General features: G+C 65.5%; 15 protein-coding genes. 9 read left to right on the top strand and 6 right to left on the bottom strand.

The genetic code is table 11. From position 1 onward, the window contains the following. Positions 1-125 precede the first annotated feature (125 nt). On the bottom strand, positions 126-1,532 hold the full coding sequence (locus AC5RT8_RS07115) for an NAD(P)H-quinone dehydrogenase (RefSeq protein WP_494095008.1): 1,407 nt from the start codon (positions 1,530-1,532) through the stop codon (positions 126-128). Positions 1,533-1,624: 92 nt separating this feature from the next. On the opposite strand from AC5RT8_RS07115, the gene AC5RT8_RS07110 reads away from it, so the two are divergent. The 3 genes from AC5RT8_RS07110 to AC5RT8_RS07100 are packed head-to-tail and all read left to right on the top strand — an operon-like array spanning position 1,625 to position 4,810. Further along, positions 1,625-2,425, top strand: a complete 801-nt coding sequence (locus tag AC5RT8_RS07110; RefSeq protein WP_494095007.1) for a purine-nucleoside phosphorylase — start codon at positions 1,625-1,627, stop codon at positions 2,423-2,425. A 48-nt stretch (positions 2,426-2,473) separates the two neighbouring features. Beyond that, positions 2,474-4,234 carry a phospho-sugar mutase gene (locus AC5RT8_RS07105; RefSeq protein WP_494095006.1) on the top strand — a complete coding sequence of 587 codons (1,761 nt, stop codon included), beginning with the start codon at positions 2,474-2,476 and terminating at the stop codon, positions 4,232-4,234. An 18-nt stretch (positions 4,235-4,252) separates the two neighbouring features. Continuing rightward, positions 4,253-4,810, top strand: a complete 558-nt coding sequence (locus AC5RT8_RS07100) for a dihydrofolate reductase family protein (RefSeq protein ID WP_494095005.1) — start codon at positions 4,253-4,255, stop codon at positions 4,808-4,810. Positions 4,811-4,825: 15 nt separating this feature from the next. Here AC5RT8_RS07100 and AC5RT8_RS07095 read toward each other — a convergent pair whose 3' ends face one another. The 3 genes from AC5RT8_RS07095 to AC5RT8_RS07085 all read right to left on the bottom strand — a co-directional run bounded on the left by AC5RT8_RS07095 (position 4,826) and on the right by AC5RT8_RS07085 (position 8,033). Further along, positions 4,826-6,400, bottom strand: a complete 1,575-nt coding sequence (locus AC5RT8_RS07095) for a putative bifunctional diguanylate cyclase/phosphodiesterase (RefSeq protein ID WP_494095004.1) — start codon at positions 6,398-6,400, stop codon at positions 4,826-4,828. Next, on the bottom strand, positions 6,397-6,711 hold the full coding sequence (locus tag AC5RT8_RS07090; protein ID WP_494095003.1) for a DUF7793 family protein: 315 nt from the start codon (positions 6,709-6,711) through the stop codon (positions 6,397-6,399). The genes AC5RT8_RS07095 and AC5RT8_RS07090 overlap by 4 nt, the downstream gene beginning before the upstream one ends. 260 nt (positions 6,712-6,971) lie before the next feature. Further along, positions 6,972-8,033, bottom strand: coding sequence for a hypothetical protein (locus AC5RT8_RS07085; RefSeq protein ID WP_494095002.1), 1,062 nt, complete (start codon positions 8,031-8,033; stop codon positions 6,972-6,974). A 217-nt stretch (positions 8,034-8,250) separates the two neighbouring features. On the opposite strand from AC5RT8_RS07085, the gene AC5RT8_RS07080 reads away from it, so the two are divergent. The 4 genes from AC5RT8_RS07080 (at position 8,251) to AC5RT8_RS07065 (ending at position 9,785) form a co-directional block, all read left to right on the top strand. Further along, positions 8,251-8,391, top strand: a complete 141-nt coding sequence (locus tag AC5RT8_RS07080; protein WP_494095001.1) for a hypothetical protein — start codon at positions 8,251-8,253, stop codon at positions 8,389-8,391. A 157-nt stretch (positions 8,392-8,548) separates the two neighbouring features. Next, a complete protein-coding gene (gene deoC / locus AC5RT8_RS07075) occupies positions 8,549-9,223 on the top strand; it encodes a deoxyribose-phosphate aldolase (RefSeq protein WP_494095000.1) in 675 nt (224 codons plus the stop codon). Positions 9,224-9,262: 39 nt separating this feature from the next. Continuing rightward, positions 9,263-9,514 carry a hypothetical protein gene (locus AC5RT8_RS07070; RefSeq protein WP_494094999.1) on the top strand — a complete coding sequence of 84 codons (252 nt, stop codon included), beginning with the start codon at positions 9,263-9,265 and terminating at the stop codon, positions 9,512-9,514. A gap of 133 nt (positions 9,515-9,647) precedes the next feature. Next, on the top strand, positions 9,648-9,785 hold the full coding sequence (locus AC5RT8_RS07065) for a hypothetical protein (protein WP_494094998.1): 138 nt from the start codon (positions 9,648-9,650) through the stop codon (positions 9,783-9,785). A gap of 6 nt (positions 9,786-9,791) precedes the next feature. On the opposite strand, the gene mfd is transcribed toward AC5RT8_RS07065, so the two are convergent. Further along, positions 9,792-13,391: a transcription-repair coupling factor gene (mfd, locus tag AC5RT8_RS07060; RefSeq protein ID WP_494094997.1), complete on the bottom strand. Its 3,600-nt coding sequence runs from the start codon at positions 13,389-13,391 to the stop codon at positions 9,792-9,794. 196 nt (positions 13,392-13,587) lie between these two features. After that, positions 13,588-15,249 (bottom strand): M28 family peptidase, encoded by a 1,662-nt coding sequence (locus tag AC5RT8_RS07055; protein ID WP_494094996.1) that lies wholly within the window; start codon positions 15,247-15,249, stop codon positions 13,588-13,590. A 347-nt stretch (positions 15,250-15,596) separates the two neighbouring features. Between AC5RT8_RS07055 and AC5RT8_RS07050 the strand changes: the two genes are divergently transcribed. Together AC5RT8_RS07050 and AC5RT8_RS07045 are read left to right on the top strand one after the other, a co-directional pair. Continuing rightward, positions 15,597-16,262, top strand: coding sequence for a hypothetical protein (locus tag AC5RT8_RS07050; RefSeq protein WP_494094995.1), 666 nt, complete (start codon positions 15,597-15,599; stop codon positions 16,260-16,262). Between the two features lie 122 nt (positions 16,263-16,384). Beyond that, the gene (locus AC5RT8_RS07045; RefSeq protein WP_494094994.1) at positions 16,385-16,888 is read left to right on the top strand and encodes a DUF2505 domain-containing protein; all 504 of its coding nucleotides are present in this window, start codon (positions 16,385-16,387) and stop codon (positions 16,886-16,888) included. The last annotated feature ends 2 nt before the right edge of the window (positions 16,889-16,890 follow it).

Genomic DNA, 16,890 nt, shown 5'->3' with positions numbered 1-16,890 from the left:
TCCGTTATTTGAGATTTGTGTCCACATTGCGGACAAATGTTTCGCAGGGCTTAGATTCGGGCATAAAAAATCCCGCGTCCGCGGCGGTCGTGCCGCCGCGGACGCGGGAAAGGATGGGCAGCGGGTTACAGGTGCACGTGCAGCCGCCGGGCGGCTTCGGAAATGGAGCCGGAGAGGGAGGGGTAGACCGCGAAGGTGCTGGCCAGGTCGTCCACGTGCAGCTTCTGTGTGACGGCAATGGCTATCGGGAAGATCAGTTCCGAGGCGCGGGGACCGACGACGACGCCGCCGATCACGGTGCCGGAGCCCTTGCGCGAAATGATCTTTACGAAGCCTTCCTTGGTGTCCATCATCTTGGCCCGGGCGTTGGTGTGCAGGGACAGCTTGATGACGTCGCCCTGGTAGCGGCCCTCGGCCACGTCCGCCTCGGAGACGCCCACGGACGCGATTTCCGGGGAGGTGAAGATGTTCGAGGCCACGGTCTTGAGCTTGAGCGGCTTCACACCGTCGCCCATCAGGTGTGCCACGGCAATGCGGCCCTGCATCGCGGCAACGGAGGCCAGGTTGAACACGCCGGTGCAGTCGCCGGCCGCGTAGACGTTGTTCGCCGTGGTGCGGGAGACGCCGTCGACCCGAATCTGGCCGCGCTCGTCCAGCTGCACGCCGGCTTCCTCCAGGCCGATCCCGGCCGTGTTCGGAATCGCGCCGACGGCCACGAGGCAGTGGCTGCCCTCCACGGTGCGCCCGTCCGAAAGCGTGACCAGCACACCGTCGCCGGTGTTGACCACGGAGTCGGCGCGGGACCGGCTCAACACGGTCATGCCGCGGGACTGGAACACGTCCTCCAGTACGACGGCGGCGTCCGCGTCCTCGCCGGGCAGCACCCGGTCACGGCTGGAGATGAGTGTGACCTTGGTGCCCAGGCCGTTGTAGGCGGAGGCGAACTCGGCGCCCGTTACGCCGGAACCGATGACGATCAGGTGTTCGGGGACCTCGGTGAGGTTGTAGATCTGCTTCCAGGTGAAGATCCGTTCCCCGTCGGGAATGGAGGTGTCCAGCTCGCGGGGGTTCGCGCCCGTGGCAATCAGCAGGGCCTCGGCCTTGACCGTTTCCACCGTGCCGTCGTCGGCGGTGACCTCGATGGTGGTGTTGTCCAGCAGCCGGCCGCTGCCGATCTTCACCTTCACCCCGGCGCGTTCCAGGGTGCTGCGGATGTCGTTGGACTGTTCCCGGGCGAGGGCCAGCAGGCGGTGGTTGACCACCTTCAGGTTTGCGAATGCCGGGGTTTCCACGTCCCCGAATTCGACGCCGAGGTTCCGTGCCGCGGTAAGCCGGGTCATCACGTCGGCGGTGGCGATGAGGGTCTTGGAGGGAACGACGTCGGTCAGCACCGCGGAGCCGCCCAGCCCCTGCCGCTCGACAATTGTCACATCCGCGCCAAGGGATGCGGCCACGAGGGCGGCCTCATAGCCGCCGGGGCCCCCTCCTAGAATCGCAATTTTCCGGGCAGTGAAATCAAGTTGGCTGGTCACAAGGCTCTATTCTGTCCCATCAGGGAACAGCGCTCAAACGGTGGCGCCCGCCACCGGCCTCGGGGCATCCGGCAAGGCTGTAAGTTTGTTAAGTGACTAACGACCCATTTGAACTTGCCCAGCAGGCCGCCGACTACATTGCAGAGCACACCGGCGTACCCTCCCATGACATTGCCCTCGTCCTCGGAAGCGGCTGGGGTGAAGCCGCGGAACTGATCGGCGAGACCACAGCCACCCTCTCCGCCTCCGATATCCCGGGTTTCTCCGCGCCCGCCGTGCAGGGGCACGTGGGCACCATCCGCTCCGTCCTCACCACCGACGGAAAGCGCGCCCTGGTGCTGGGTGCCCGCACCCACTACTACGAAGGCAAGGGCGTGCGCGCCGTTGTCCACGGCGTCCGCACCGCAGCGGCAGCCGGCGCGAAGGTCATGGTTCTCACCAACGGCTGCGGCGGGCTGAATCCCGAGTGGCAGCCGGGCACCCCGGTGCTGATCAGCGACCACCTGAACCTCACCGCCGCGTCCCCGCTTGAAGGCGCTACGTTCGTGGACCTGACAGACCTGTACTCCTCCCGCCTGCGTGACGTGGCCCGCAGCGTGGATCCGACCCTCGACGAAGGCGTCTACGCACAGTTCACCGGCCCGCACTACGAAACCCCGGCCGAGGTCCGCTACGCCAAGACCATCGGCGCCGACCTGGTCGGCATGTCCACGGCGCTCGAAGCCATTGCGGCCCGGCACGCCGGCATGGAGGTCTTCGGCATTTCCCTGGTGACCAACCTTGCCGCCGGCATCAGCCCCGTGGCGCTGAGCCACGGTGAGGTCCTGGAAGCGGGACAGGCCGCCGGACCGCGTATTTCCAAGCTGCTTGCCGAGATCATCAACAAGATCTAGCAGTTTCCCGCCGCCCAGTTACCCGCACCAGCCACATTAGGTATTCACATGACTCTGATTCCCGCTGACCTTGACGAACTGACCGCAGCCGCACAGGCATGGGCGGACAGCGACCCCGATCCCGATACCGTGCGCCAGCTCCGCACCCTCCTGCGCACGCTGGCGGACACGGACGGCAAGGACGCAGCTGCCGCCCAGGAGCTGGCCGATCGGTTCGCCGGAACGCTCGAGTTCGGAACGGCCGGGCTGCGTGCGGAGCTGGGCGCCGGCCCCAACCGGATGAACCGCGTGGTGGTGCGCCGCACCGCAGCGGGCATCGCCTCCTTCCTCCAGGACACCGCCGGCGATAACTGGACCCCCAGCGCCGTCATCGGATATGACGCACGGTACAAGTCCAAGGACTTCGCGCTGGAGACGGCTGCCGTATTCGGCGCCGCCGGCATCGAGACATTCCTGCTCCCCTGCACGCTGCCGACGCCGGTGCTGGCGTACGCGGTGCGCGCACTGGACACGGACGCCGGTGTGATGGTCACGGCCAGCCACAACCCGGCCGCCGACAACGGCTACAAGGTCTACCTGGGCGGCAGGACGGTCAAGGGTCCGGGCCGCGGTGCGCAGATCGTCACGCCGTACGACGCAGAAATCGCCGCGCGGATCGACTACACCGTGCCGCTGAACTCCATCGAGCTGGCACCGGACGGGTACACGGAGGTTTCCGAGTCGCTGATCGCGGACTATATCGGCGCCGTGGACCGGCTCATGCATGCCGAGGGATACCCGGAGCGGGACCTGCATATTGTGCTTACCCCCATGCACGGCGTCGGCGGCGAGACCATGTCCGCGGTCCTTCGCGGAGCGGGCTTTACCTCGGTGACCCTGGTTCCGGAGCAGGCACTGCCGGACCCGGACTTCCCCACGGTCGCCTTCCCCAACCCCGAGGAGCCCGGGGCGCTGGATCTGGCACTGAAGCTCGCCGCCGAACGCAACGCGGACCTTGTCCTCGCCAATGACCCGGATGCCGACCGCGCCGCCGTCGCCTCCAAGGACCCCGCCACCGGCGAGTGGCGGATGCTGCGCGGCGATGAGGTCGGCGCCCTCCTGGGCCGGCATATCGCGCGCCGGATCGCCGCCGGCCGGTGGAAGGTACGCGGCGAGAAGGCACGCTCCGGCGCCGTCTTCGCCAACTCGATTGTGTCCTCGCGCCTCCTGGCCCGCATTGCCGAGGCGGCAGGTTTCGACCATCACGAAACGCTCACCGGTTTTAAGTGGATCTCCCGTGTGCCGAAGCTGACCTACGGATACGAGGAAGCCCTGGGCTACTGTGTGGCGCCGGGCCTGGTCCGGGACAAGGACGGAATCTCCGCCGGCGTGCTGATGGCCGAGCTCGCCGCATCCCTGAAGGCTGCCGGCCGCACGCTCTTCGACGAACTCGACGAACTCGCCCTGCAGCACGGGCTGCACCAGAGCGATCAGCTCTCGGTCCGGGTCCAGAACCTGGGACTGCGTTCGGAGATGATGCAGCGGCTGCGGAACTTCCCGCCTGCAGCGTTCGCCGGTTCGCCGGTGGTATCCGCCGTCGACCTGTCCGTTGGCACGGAAGACCTGCCCCCCACGGACGGACTGCGGTACATTACCGAGGACAACACCCGGGTCATCATCCGTCCCAGCGGAACCGAGCCCAAGCTCAAGTGCTACCTCGAAGTGATTGAGCCGGTGGGGTCGGCGGCCGAGCTGCCGGCCGCGCGTGCACATGCCCGCGCCACGCTGGACGCAGTGCTGACGGATGTACGGACAGCCCTGGGACTCTAACCTCAGCGGGAGGCCAGCATGGGACGCCTGATCTACACGGGGATCACGTCCCTGGACGGCTACGTTGCGGACGAGTCCGGCTCCTTTGAGTGGAGCATGCCCGATGAAGAGGTGCATGGCTTCGTCAACGGACTCGACCGCAATGTACGCACGCATCTGGTGGGGCGGCAGCTCTATGACGTGATGTCGTACTGGGATGCCGTCCCTTCCGAAGGCGAGCCGCCGGCCATCCTGGAGTATGCCCGGATCTGGCAGGCCTCGGACAAGGTAGTCTTCTCCCGTTCACTCTCCGAGGTCTCCGCGCCGCGCACGCGGCTGGAGCGCGAGTTCGATCCCGCCGCCGTGCGGGCGCTGGTCGAGGCGTCCGACGGCGACGTGTCCGTGGGCGGAGCGAACCTCGCCGGCCAGGCGCTGAAGGCGGGACTGGTCGACGAGCTGCAGCAGCTGCTCTCCCCCGTAGTCGTCGGCGGCGGGAAACGGTTCCTGCCGGACGGGCTGCGGCTGGACCTGGAGCTGCTGGAGGAAAAGCGGTTCGGCAACGGCGTGGTGTTCCTGCGGTACCGGGTCCTGAACTGAACTTCCCGGTTCGGGTCAGGCAAGCAGCTCGGTGGCCAGCGGCAGCCGGCTGCCGCTGGCCAGGAGCTGTCCCACCTGCCCAGCCGTGAGCGGCCGGCTGAAGTAGTACCCCTGGCCGCTGCAGCATCCCATCTTCTGCAGCAGTGCCGCCTGTTCTGCGGTCTCGATGCCTTCGAAGACCGCTTCCTTACCCGCGGCCTGGATCAGCCGGTGGACGGCATCCACAAACTGCAGCTGTCCCTTATCCCCGCCGATGTCTGCAATGAGTGCCCGGTCCACCTTGACGGTATCCACCGGCAGGCGGCGCAGGTAGCTAATGGATGAATAGCCCGTGCCGAAATCGTCGATCTCCAGGCGGACACCAAGCACCTCAAGCGCTTTCATGGAGTACGTCTCCACGTCTCCGCTGCCCACAAATGCGCTCTCGGTGATTTCCAGGACCAGGTCCTGCGGGGTGGCGCCGGTGTCCCGCAGTACGTCGCGGACATAATCCACGAGGTCCATGCTCTCCAGTTCGGACGGTGAGACATTGACGCGGATATGGAAGCCTTCCCGGTCCTGTCCTTCAGACCGCCAAGCCGCCAGCTGCTCCAGAGCGGACCACAGCACCCAGCGCCCGATCCCTAGGATGGCTCCGCTTTCTTCAGCCAGCGGAATGAAGACATCCGGCATGATCAGCCCCTGCTCAGGATGCTCCCAGCGCAGCAACACCTCCACGCCTTGCATCCGCCCGGTGACCAGGTCAACAACGGGCTGATAAGCCAACCGGAACTCGTTCCGTTCCGCCGCGTGACGTAGCTCAGAGGCCATCTCGCGCCGCTGCTGCCGGGCATACAACATCACCGGTTCGAAGGCCCGGACCAGCCCCGGACCCTCGTCCTTGGCCTCGTACATGGCGGTGTCGGCACAGAGCAGCAGTTCCTCGGCAGACTGGGGGCCCTCGGCCACGTGGATACCGATGCTGGCCCGGGGCCAGACATCCAGTTCCTGCACAACGGTCCGGGCATTGAGGGCGGACTGGATTGTTTCCGCGGCGGTCCGGGCCGTGAGACGTCCAGCGGTTGAGAGCAGTACGGCGAACTCGTCGCCCCCCAGCCGTGCTACGACGCCTCCTTCCGGTACGGATGCGAGAAGCCGCGTGGCTACTTCCTTCAGCACAAAGTCCCCGGCACCATGGCCGAAGCTGTCATTGATGTCCTTGAACCCGTCCAAATCGATCATCAGCACGGCCGGCGCAGCTGGACCCCCGGACCAATCCGCGAGGGCCAGCTCCACCTGCTGCATCAAGGCGGTCCGGTTACCCAACCCGGTGAGCGGATCCGACAAGGCCATGCGCTGCATCTGCGCGTGTGCTTCCTGGAGCTCCTGAGTACGGTTCTGGACACGCTGCTCGAGATCCCGGTAAATGTCGTCCAGCTCTTCGGCCAGCAGATTGATGCCGGTACTTACAGCGTCCACCTGGTCCCGGGCCGGGGAGGTGGGAATCCGGGCGGTAAGGTTTCCTGCTGCGATGCTGACAATGCCCTCGATGATGCTGCTGAGACGCGGGTCTTCCGACGAGGCTTCGCTATTTTCAGGGCCCGGAATCACTCGGTGTACCTCTCGAGCCATCTGAGGGCATCCCCTTCGTCCGTAAAGTACCGGGTGGGACATGGCAGCAACTCGCCTCCGAGCAGAAAGTTGGCAATCACCCGGTCCACCGGTGAAACGCCGACGACGGCGACGGCTGCCAAGAAGCGCGCGGCGACGAACACATCGCGTGCGCTGCGGGAAATGGACTCGACTCCCGTGAGCGTGAGCAGCAGCGGAAGACTCCGGGCGGCGACCAACTGGTTGATCTTTGCGTCGATCTCCGCAGCCATGGAACCGGTAACCACCTCGCCCGGGGGCAGCACAAGCACCAAGTGCCCCTGATCTGCCAGTCTTACCTGTGCGGTCCCACAGGCCGGCGGCTGCTGGCTCGAGCCGCTGCCGGGCGCATCAGGCGCGGAACTCTCGGCACCGCCGTACTGGGCGGTGTTCTGTCTTGCCATTGCTTCCCCCAAGTCGCCGCGCAGGATTTCAGATGCAGCGGAATGTGCTTACCGTTCCGGAGCGTCTGGGGCTTACCGCGTCCAACCGGATTCCCCGTCTGTATTGTGCGTCTTCAATGCTTAAATATCTAGTTTCTGAAACTCTGCGATGTGTTCAGCGATTGTCCGGCACTCGAGTTAATGGTGTCAATGAGTTCCCGGCATTCGGACGCCAACATCGTCGCACCAACCTCGGTGAAAATATTCACGGCACGCCGCGCGCATTCCACCGCATCTGTTTCATGCCCGAGGGCATACAGAGATCGAGCCAGCAGCAATAACGAACGCCCCTGAAGCACCGGGTAGGATCCCGTTGCCTGCTCTTCGACTGACCGCAGTAACCCTTCCGCCACTGAGGCATTACCCGACTCGAGTTCCCACCATGCTCGCGTGAGCACTAATTCGATGCGATCCATTTCGGTGACGCCGGCAACGTCAGAAGCCACCTCAGCGCGTTCCAGGCAGTCTTTGGTCTCGGCGTCCACCAGACCGGCAACTAGACGCACATTGACAGACGCTTTGTTGAACAGGGCCCAAATCCGCACATCGTTAACTAGTCCTAAGCTGTCAGCGGCCAACCGATGGTGCTTCAGCCCTTCTTCGGTCCGACCTGACATAAAGCCCACATTGCCTATAGCCCAGTGGGTCATGCCTTTTACCCGGGGAGTCGCGTCAGTACTCAGCATGTCCGCGAGAATGAGCGCTTCCGTCCATGCTGTTTCTGTCTCACCTTCTTCAGCGAGGGCTGCAACCAACACATGCTGAATGTTGAATCGCGACTCTGAAGGTAGTCTCTGCTGCGCTAAATCGGATGCTTCCCGCGCAGCCGCGAGCGCGCCTCCCGTCTCTCCTTTGTCCTGCAGTGCGTGCGTTATCAGTACCCTCGCGCGGGACTCGTAATCGGGGTACTCCTTGATCGCCTCGGTAGCAAGGAGGCTTCTGCAAGTCGCGATACAGTCCTCAATCCGACCGAGTCCGAGCTGGAGTTCCGCGGTGTTAAAGGTCATTCGACAGAAACCCCTGCTGTCATTTGCTCGACTTGCCGCCTCGGCTGCTGCATTGGAGTGCTCGATGGCTACGGCAAAGTCCCGGCGGGCTTTTGCTTGTCTCGCCTGATACTCGTGCAACGTAAAGACCTTGTCACTGGCCACAGCCCCATACCTCTTCATTGTTAGAATCCGCGCAAATTGACCGACTGAAGTGCAAGGTCAAGGGACCACCAAAGTGTACTTTGCCATGGGCCGGAAAATTAGCACCCATCAAAAAGTCCTCAGCTTTTGCTCAATAGTTATAATTCCAGCATTTTGCACGCCCACTGTATAGGTATGCTTCAGATGTCGTAATTAGCCACATAATGAGGGAGCAACAATGAAGAAACTCGGTGCAGCAATGATGCTTGCAGCTGTCATCGTCGGAGCCGGCGTCGCCGCTCCGGCAACGGCAGCAGCCCAGCCCGTACAGCAGGCCGGCAGCGCGGTTCAGCTTTACGGCAACTGGCCTCACACGTAACAACAGCATCGCAAGGCTCGGATGAACCACTGAACGCGGGACATCCGGGCCTTGCCTTTTAACCAATCAACGGCCGGAATCGGCCCTCGGCGCCACCACGTCCCGCCGACGTGATCTCAGCCACGCACAGCCGGTGGCCTATGGCAAGATAGATCCCATGTCTACACCCATTGCCTCGTACATTGATCACACGCTCCTCAAACCCGAGGCCAGCCGCGACGAGATCCTCCGGGTCTGCTCCGAAGCCGCTGAATACCAGTTCAAATCCGTCTGCGTGAACCCGCTCTGGGTCGGCACCGTCCGCAACGCCCTGAAGGGCAGCGGGGTCCTCACCTGCTCGGTCATCGGCTTCCCGCTGGGCGCCACCACCACTGAGGTGAAGGTCTTCGAAGCGCAGGGCGCGCTTCAGGACGGAGCCGACGAGATCGACATGGTCATCGACATCGCTGCTGCCCGGCGCGGCGACCGGGCCGCCCTGGTCCGCGACATCGCAGCCGTTGCCGACGCGGTGCACGCTGCCGGCGGAATCCTCAAGGTCATCATCGAAACCTCCCTGCTCAATGATGAGCAGAAGGTCCTGGCCTGCGAGGCCTCGGTTGAAGCCGGCGCAGACTTCGTGAAGACCTCCACCGGTTTCAACGGCGGCGGAGCCACTGCCGAAGACGTTGCCCTGATGCGCAAGACCGTGGGCCCGGACCTGGGCGTCAAGGCCTCCGGCGGTGTCCGTTCCCTCGAAGATGCACGCGCGATGATCGACGCGGGAGCCACGCGTATCGGAGCGAGCTCCGGAATCGCTATTGTTAATGGAAGCAAAGCCACGTCGGACTACTGACCGGCATAGCTACTGACACTTTTTGAAACGGAGAACTTCATGGTTGGAACACGGTCAAAGCAGCCGTCACATTCGGGCGAGGGCCATCTGGTCAGCAACATCCTCATCTTTGCCGTGATGTTCGCCATCTTCCTCGGCGCCATTTACGCAGTGAACTGGCTGACCCTGGACAACGTCTGGCCGATGGCCATTCTGTTGGTTGCCGCTACCGGCATGTACCTCGTGGCGTTCAGCATCGGCCGTTCCGACACCACCAAGGAACTGGCCAAGGGCTACTCGCACAACGAGTAAGTCCCGCACGTCACCAGCGATGCACCCCGGCGTCCCCGCCGGGGTGCATCGCTGTTTAACTGAGTAGTCTGCACCGCCAAGCAGGTGTGTCCTACTCTTTCCACCTCCGGCGCCCGGCCCCTAGATTCAGGCCATGACTACGACCATGACCCGCAGGGAATGGCGCCGGGACCGGGCCCGGCAGCAGCGTATCGTCCTCATCGGTTACTCGGTACTCGCCTCCTGCGTAGTGGCCGCTGCCGCTGTCTTCCTCATTGCGGTGACGGGCTAGCCGGCCCTACTCCTTGAACACGGCCTCGAGCACCTGCTTGGCCCACGCGAGGATTTCGGCATCCACCAGATCCCTGCCGCCGATCCTGGCCGTTTTCGGCTTCGGCACCAGCACTGCGTTCAGCGCCGGCTTCACGAGTGCGCCCGGATACATGCGCTGCAGCCGCATGGTGCGCGATTCGGGCAGGTCGGCGGGTGCGAACTTAATGAAATTGCCCTGCAGGGCGACGTCGGTCAGCCCTGCGGCGCGTGCGTCCACCCGGAAGCGGGCCACGTCGATCAGGTTCTTCACTTCCAGCGGGGGCTCGCCGTAGCGGTCCACCAGTTCGGCCAGGACTTCGTCGATAGCCTCGTTGGTCAGCGCCGAGGCGAGCTTGCGGTACGCCTCCAGGCGCAGCCTCTCCCCCGGCACGTATTCGTGCGGCAGATGCGCATTCACGGGCAGCTCGATCTTCATCTCCGCCGCCTTCTCCTCGGCCTCGCCGCGGTAGTCGGCCACGGCTTCACCCACCAGGCGGATGTACAGGTCAAAGCCGACGCCGGCGATGTGCCCGGACTGCTCCCCACCCAGCAGGTTGCCGGCACCGCGGATCTCCAGGTCCTTCATGGCCAGCTGCATGCCGGCACCGAGTTCGTTGTGGGTGGCCACGGCTTTCAGCCGCTCCAGTGCGACTTCGCCCAGCGGCTTTTCCGACGGGTACAGGAAGTAGGCATAGGCGCGTTCCCGGCCGCGGCCCACGCGGCCGCGCAGCTGGTGCAGCTGGGACAGGCCGAAGTGGTCCGCCCGGTCCACGATCAGGGTGTTGGCGTTGGAGATGTCCAGGCCGGTCTCGATAATCGTGGTGCACACCAGGACGTCAAAGCGCTTCTCCCAGAAGTCCACGATGATCTGTTCCAGCTTGGACTCGCTCATCTGGCCGTGCGCGACGGCGATCCTCGCCTCGGGCACCAGTTCCTGCAGGTGCGCGGCAGTCCGGTCAATCGAGGAGACCCGGTTGTGGACGAAGAAGACCTGACCCTCGCGCATCAGTTCGCGGCGGATGGCGGCGGAGGCCTGCTTGTCCGTGTACGGCCCCACATAGGTCAGCACCGGGTGCCGTTCCTCCGGCGGGGTGGCCAGCGTGGACGTTTCGCGGATGCCGGTCAGGGACATTTCCAGGGTGCGGGGAATCGGGGTGGCGCTCATGGCCAGCACGTCCACGTTGGTGCGCATCTTCTTCAGCGCCTCCTTGTGTTCGACGCCGAAGCGCTGCTCCTCATCGACAATCACCAGGCCCAGGTCCTTGAACTGGACCTCCTGCGAGAGCAGGCGGTGGGTGCCGATGACGACGTCGACGGCGCCGGTCCGGACGCCCTCCACCACTTCCTTGGCTTCCTTGGCGGTCTGGAACCGGGACAGCGTCTGCACCCGCACCGGGAAGCCGGAGAAGCGTTCGCTGAAGGTCTCCACGTGCTGCTGCGCCAGCAGGGTGGTGGGTACCAGCACGGCCACCTGCTTGCCGTCCTGCACCGCCTTGAACGCTGCCCGGACCGCGATCTCGGTCTTGCCGTAGCCCACGTCGCCGGAGACTAGCCGGTCCATGGGTACTTCGCGCTCCATGTCCGCCTTGACCTCGTTGATCGTGGTCAGCTGGTCCGGGGTTTCGATGTAGGGGAAAGCTTCCTCAAGTTCGCGCTGCCACGGGGTGTCCGGCCCGAAGGCATGACCCTTCGACGCCATCCGCGCGGAGTACAGCCGGATCAGCTCCCCGGCAATTTCCTTGACCGCCTTCCGCGCCCGGCTCTTGGTCTTGGCCCAGTCCGCGCCGCCCATCTTGGACAGCACCGGAGTCTCCCCGCCCACATAGCGGGTGATCTGGTCCAGCTGGTCGGTGGGAATGAAGAGCCGGTCTCCGGGGGCACCGCGTTTGGAGGAGGCGTATTCGAGCACCATGTATTCGCGCACGGTTTTGTTGGTGCCGGTGCCGGTGGCCCGCTGGATCAGCTCGATGAACTTTCCCACGCCGTGCTGCTCATGGACGACGAAGTCACCCTCCTGCAGCTGCAGCGGGTCGACGGCGTTGCGCCGCTTCGAGGGCATCCTGCGCATGTCCTTGGTGGAGTACGCACTGGCGCGGCCCAGCAGGTCCGCTTCGGTCAGCAACCCGGTCTTGAGGGTGTCGAAAACATACCCGCGGCCGGCGCTGGCGGTGGTGATGGCAATGACGCCGGGCCGCGGCTCCTCGTCCACGGACTCCACCAGGGCTGCGGGGATGTCATTCTCGCGGAAGAGTTCGGCCAGACGCGACGCCGGTCCCGGCCCTTCGGTGACGACGACGACGCGCCACATGTCCCGGACGCGGCCGCCGATGAACTCCATCATTTCCGCCACGTCGCCCCGGTAGCCGCGCGGCTCGCGGGCGTTGATGGTGAGGGTGTCGATGTCCAGGACGGTTTCGTCATCCGGGTTGAAGGAGGTGATGGACCACCAGGCCACGTCATTGGCATGCGCGGCGGTGCGGGTATCAGCCAGGGAACGGAAGCTCGCGGCGTCCAGGTCCGCGGAAAGCGCGGCGGAAAGATCCAGCGGCGCGGATCCGCCGTCGGACGCCGTCGCCCACGCGGCAGCCAGGAATTCCTCGTTGGTGGCAGCCAGGTCATGGGCCCGGGCGCGGACCTTTTCCGGCTCGATCACCACGGCAATGGAGCCGCGCGGCAGCTCGCCCATCAGCGGAACCATGGAGTCCACCAGCACGGGGGCCAGGGATTCCATGCCCTCCACAGCAATCCCGCCGGCGATCTTCTCCAGCATGTCCGCGGCGGCGGGCATCTGGTCCTGAAGTTTGGCTGCCCGGCTCATGACCGACGGCGTGATCAGGATTTCGCGGCACGGCGGGGCATACAGCTCGGAGGGGTGGATGATGTGCTCGCCGGTGAGGGTCCGCTGGTCCGCAACAGCGAACCAGCGCATGGAATCGACCTCGTCGCCGAAGAAGTCAATGCGGATGGGGTGGTCTTCGGTGGGCGGGAACACGTCCAGGATGCCGCCGCGGACGGCAAATTCACCGCGGTGGGAGACCATGTCCACCCGGGCATAGGCAGCCTCGGACAGGGCGGAGACCACCGAATCGAACGGCTGCTCCTGACCGACCTTCAGGGACACCGGCTTCAGCTCGCCGAGCCCGGCTACCAGGGGCTGGAGCACGGCGCGCACGGGCGCCACCACAATCTGCACCGGTGCGGTCTCCGGATGTGCCAGCCGGCGGAGCACCGACAGGCGCCGGCCCACGGTATCCGAGCGCGGGGACAGCCGTTCATGCGGCAGTGTCTCCCAGCTGGGGAATTCCTCGATGCCCGCCAGCGGCAGGTAGCTGCGCAGGGCGGCCGCCAGATCCTCGGCTTCCCGTCCGGTCGCCGTCACGGCCAGCACCACCGGCGGAATACCGTCCCCCGTCTCCGCTGCCGCCAGCCCGTCCACCACTTCCGCCAGCAGTGCGGCACGCATGCCCTGCGGGGCGCCGATCTGCAGGTCTTCGCTGCGGCCGGCGACGGGCCGGGAGGAAAGGGTCCGCACCCTTGCGTACGAGGGGTCCTCGGCGAGGGCGGCACGCAGTCCGTTCAGGCTCATGGGGTGTTTTCTCCTTCATGACGGCAACGCAAATACCCGAAGTTCGCAACTGGAACCCCGGGGTTTTCTTCCACATTACCTTCTGCCCGACCGGTGACCCGCTGCTGTCGCTGAGAGCGGAAAACATAGGAAAGCGGGAGGCCGACGGCGGCCTCCCGCTTTTATTCGAACGGCACCGGGCGGTGCCGTTCCGCCCCTACTTCAGCAGCTTATGGCCGCGGTACTGGTTGTCCGCCGGGACGCTCTGCTGGCGGGACTTAGCTTCCCCGCCGCGCAGATCCTCTTCGGTCCGTGCGAAGGTGATCACGGAATGGGCCACGGCGTCGGACATTTCGTCCAGGACCTTCCGGTTAATGTTCGAGACGTCGTCGCACTCCGCGTGGTAGCAGGCGTCATACGCGGCCCCGGCCGTCCCGCCGAACAGCGCGGCTTCCTCCGGCGTCTTGAGACCTTCGGCGCCAGTGAACAGCCCTCCCGCCGGGATGTCGACGCCCTCGGCGATGAACCCGCCGTAGTCGGACCGGCCGTCGAACGCCGTCGGTACGGTCGGCAGGCCCTGGGACGCGAAATACTCCTCGAAGACCTCCTCAATGACGTCGGATCCGGCGGGTCCCGCGTCCTCGTTGTCCGGTCCGAAGGCGTCACCGTCGCCGTCGTAAATGAACCGGGCGTAGTTCGGGGATCCGATCATGTCGAAGTTCAGGTTCAGCAGGGTTCCGGCCAGGCCGGCCTCGTCCAGGGAGTCGACGTAGTGCTGCGAGCCCACCAGCCCGTCCTCTTCCCCGCCCCAGAATGCGAACCGGACCCGGTTTTCCAGGCCTCCCTTGGTCCTGGTCTTGGCAAGCTGGATAGCGGTTTCGAGAGTGGCGGCCGAACCGCTGCCGTTGTCGTTGATGCCCGGCCCCGCAGGAACCGAATCCAGATGCGCTCCCACCACCACCGTGCGGTCCGGGTTACCGGTCCGGGTATCCGCCAGGATGTTGAAGGACTCAATGGTGCGCACCGAAGAGTCCACGAGGACGTGCAGGACGGCATCCGGCGATCCGGCGAGTTCCTCGCCCAGGGCGAAGGTGGCGCTGACCACCGGAATGGCCTGCTCCTCGGGGCCCACGGTGCCGGCCACCAAGCCGGTGCGGTCATCGCCGGGCTGCTCGGGCTCGTTGCCCTGGTTGAAAATGACGGCGGCTGATGCCCCGGCGGCGGCGGCGTTCTCCGCCTTGACCTCAAAACTGCAGATGCCCCGCTGCAGCAATGCGATGTTTCCGGCCGGGAATCCCGCAAAGTCCTCCGGTTCGCAGCCGGAGGTCGATGCCAGGGTGCCGGTGAGGTTGACGTCCACCGGCGTCACGGCGGCCGTCACGTCGCCGGCTCCGGAGTAGGTCATGGTACTGAAGTCGGTTCCCGCCTCGAACGTCCGCTCGTCCGGGGATACCTGCTCCAGCGCTTCCGAAGCCAGTTCAAACTGGTCGTAGGAGAAGGGCTGGCGGACCGGGTTGTAGCCGGCCCGGCGGAGCTGCTTCTCAATGTACCGTCCGGATGCCTCGTAGCCGGCGGTTCCGGCCGCACGGTTTCCGCCGTTGGCATCGGCCGCTGCCTGCAGCCCGTCCAGGTGCCGCAGCACGTTCCTGAGAGTCACCTTCTGCCGCAGTACGTCACTGGCATCGGGCTTTCCGTATCCCTTCCCAGGATGTCCCTTCCCGGGATGGCCTTTCCCCGGGTGTCCCTTGCCGGGATGGCCGTAGCCGGACGCAGTGTCGCTGATGTTCTGCTGGGCCTCAGCGACGTTGCCGTCCGCCACAGCCGGCGCCTGCCCTGCCGCAGTCAGGAAGACCGCCGCCGCGAGCGCCGTCGTACGCAAAGTTCTGTTCCTGTTCATCGTTCCCCTAGATGTGAGTCCCGCGCGAGTGCCGGTGTTTGTCCGGAACCGCCCCGATCTCCGGCGGCGGTACCGTGCCGCAGAACGTACGCCACCTTCCGGCCCGGAGTAAGGGAACGCCGGCAGCTGCAGCGTGATCGGTTCCGATCACCACGGGGATCCGCCTCCGCCCTGTTGCTCGGCCGCCGGAGCACATAGCGTGGGCCGTTTTGGCCCAGGTGCGGCCCGGCGGGCCGAAGCGCACCTGCGGATCTGGTTTTTCGCCGGTGCCCCTGCCACGCTGGAAAGGCCGGACAGCAGGCTCCTGTCTACGACGTAAGGATTGCCCCATGGCAGCTCACGTTCCCCTCCGGGTGGCCGTTTCGGCGGTACTCGCGCTCGCTTTCACCGGCTGCGCCGGCAACCCCGAAGGCGACGGCTACAACGACTCACGCGCCAGTACTTCCGCCTCCGCGTCCGCTGATCCTTCCTGCGCCACCGTCTCCCCCGGCAGCCCGGGCGACGAGAGCTGCCAGGCCGCGGGCATCCCGGGCACCACGGCCAATCCCGAGCGCTGCGGAAGGTTTACCGCTTCCCCGACTCCCGGCGGGATCATCGAAGGCACGTTCGGCCCGTACTGTGATGACGCCGCCGCGACCACCTACAGCACCGCGCTGATCCCGGACGACTCCGTTGCCATTGTCACCGTCGAGGAAACCGACGCGGACACCACGGTGCGGCTGCAGGCGCAGAGTTTCGCGCCTGACACCACCTACAGCGCCCGGCTGCACGAGGACAACTGCGGCCCTGCTCCAGCGGACGCCGGTGCGGAGTACCGGGCCGGGTCCGACAGCCTCGTCCTGGACTTCACCACCGATGCCGCCGGCAACGCGGACGCGAGCACCACGGTCCCCTGGGTGCCGTCCGATGACGACGCCGAGTCCCTCCTGATCCTCGATGCAGAGCAGGGCGGCGCGGCCGGGGACGCGGCTGGCTGCATCAACCTGGTGTCGTAGCCGGGCCGCAGCCCGGAGCGGCGGTTTTAGGGCAGCCGCCCGCCCGGTTTAGGATGAGTTTTGGCCGGCCCCGAGGTGCAAACCCGCGGATTCCGGCATCACGCCCATCCTACGGAGGACCTATGGCCCTGAACGCATCGACCATCCTGCCCTACGACGTACGCACCGTAACCGACACGTTCGCCGATGAGGGGTTCCTGCGCAGCATCAGCGAACACGTCGGTGGTTCCCTGGTATCCGCGTCCGTGGAGGGCGACACTGCCGCTGCCTTCATCCTCACTGCGGTGCGGACCATGCCGACCGATCGGCTGCCGGACATGGCCAAGAAGTTCGTCGGCGCCACCCTGACCGTTACCCAGAAGGAGCAGTGGGCCGCCCCGGCCGCCGACGGATCCCGGGAAGCCACGGTGGAACTGTCCGTGGGCGGGGTACCGCTGAAGGTCAACGCCGTGCAGCGACTGGTCAGCACCCCCGAAGGCACCCGGGTTGATGTGGACGGCAAGGTATCCTCGTCCATTCCGTTCCTTGGTGACAAGATCGCCAAGGCCGCCGAACCGATGATCGGCAAGGCGTTGACCATCCAGGCCGGCCAGGCCGGCAAGTGGATCGAAAGCCGGCAGAGCTAACC

Source organism: Arthrobacter sp. Ms25, assembly GCF_059090365.1.
The sequence above is the reverse complement of the archived record's forward strand: the minus strand, read 5'-3'. Positions and strand labels throughout refer to the sequence as shown.

Excerpts from the sequence above, each read along its gene's own strand:
- AC5RT8_RS07080 (WP_494095001.1), top strand. The coding sequence starts at position 8,251 with ATGAAGAAACTCGGTGCAGCAATGATGCTTGCAGCTGTCATCGTCGGA.
- AC5RT8_RS07065 (WP_494094998.1), top strand. The coding sequence starts at position 9,648 with ATGACTACGACCATGACCCGCAGGGAATGGCGCCGGGACCGGGCCCGG.
- AC5RT8_RS07100 (WP_494095005.1), top strand. The coding sequence starts at position 4,253 with ATGGGACGCCTGATCTACACGGGGATCACGTCCCTGGACGGCTACGTT.
- AC5RT8_RS07050 (WP_494094995.1), top strand. The coding sequence starts at position 15,597 with ATGGCAGCTCACGTTCCCCTCCGGGTGGCCGTTTCGGCGGTACTCGCG.
- AC5RT8_RS07045 (WP_494094994.1), top strand. The coding sequence starts at position 16,385 with ATGGCCCTGAACGCATCGACCATCCTGCCCTACGACGTACGCACCGTA.
- deoC (WP_494095000.1), top strand. The coding sequence starts at position 8,549 with ATGTCTACACCCATTGCCTCGTACATTGATCACACGCTCCTCAAACCC.
- AC5RT8_RS07070 (WP_494094999.1), top strand. The coding sequence starts at position 9,263 with ATGGTTGGAACACGGTCAAAGCAGCCGTCACATTCGGGCGAGGGCCAT.
- AC5RT8_RS07105 (WP_494095006.1), top strand. The coding sequence starts at position 2,474 with ATGACTCTGATTCCCGCTGACCTTGACGAACTGACCGCAGCCGCACAG.
- mfd (WP_494094997.1), bottom strand. The coding sequence starts at position 13,391 with ATGAGCCTGAACGGACTGCGTGCCGCCCTCGCCGAGGACCCCTCGTAC.